1 pseudogene is annotated in these 1021 nt (G+C 73.4%); it reads left to right on the forward strand.

The annotated features are described in order from the left end of the window. Nucleotides 1-124: 124 nt before the first annotated feature. Nucleotides 125-1021 (forward strand): annotated as a pseudogene (locus G6030_RS13290) (hypothetical protein); the annotation flags it as partial.

The raw sequence follows: 1021 nt of genomic DNA on the forward strand, positions 1-1021 counted from the left end.
GGCGGGAGCGGACACCGTGCGGGGCAGGGGCCGGGCGATCGTGCGGGTCATGCCAGAAGCCTAGGCCCGCCCGGGAGGTCGCGCCGCCACTTCGCGGCCGGTGTCCGAGGCGACAGATACGCTCATGCGCGTGTTCCTCCTCGAGACGCTCATCGCCATCACGGTCGCGTTGACCACCGCGTTCGGCGGGCTTGTCGCCGAGGACCTCATCGCCCGCGACGCGTCGTGCACGATCTCCACGGTGTCCGACCTGTGGTCCGACACCTGTACCTCGCCGTCCCGGCTGGGCTGGTTCTTCGGCACCCTGCTCGTGCTGGTGGTGGCGATGGCTCTGCGCGCGTGGCTCATGGCACACAACGGCACCCTGTACTACCTGCGCCTGCTGCCGGCCGAGAGCGCGGATCGGATGCGTGCCGCCGTGGACGTCGCCAACGCCCGCAGTCTGGGTTTCCGGTCGGCGACGGGCTGGTTCGGCACCGCCAACGCCGTGGTGGATCTGCGCCGCGAGGTCGACCACATCTCCGACGAGCTCGAGCGGGCGATGAACGACGACGACGACGCGACCGGGTTCCTCCTGGCGCCCAACCTCGCGTTCCCGGCGGCGCTGGCGGTCGGCTACGACACCCTCCTGCGCGAGCGCACCCACCTGGCCGAGCTACCCGTGGCGGCCCGGAAGCGGCGCCTCCCGGGCGGGGACACCGGCGTGCGCACCGTGTATTTCGACGACGGCGACGACGAGTGGACCGAGCGCCGGTGGCGGTCCCGCCGCAGCCAAGCCGGCGCGGAACTGGCGATGGTGACCCTGCCCGCCGGGTCGGCGGTCGAGGCGCCGGCGGACCGGACCTCCGTGCGGCGGGTCTGGCTCTCGCTCCAGCTGGAAGGGGGCGGACCGGTCTCCGAGGTGGACGCGGGTCATCCGCTTCGGGAGGCGGCGGACCTCGTCGTCGTCGTGGGTCCCACCGAGGGCGCGAGCGGCGCCGAGGGAACCGGGCCCACCACCGCGAACGGCGTCGGCGCGGTC

Source organism: Dietzia sp. E1 (assembly GCF_014145015.1).
Lineage (GTDB): Bacteria > Actinomycetota > Actinomycetes > Mycobacteriales > Mycobacteriaceae > Dietzia > Dietzia cinnamea_A.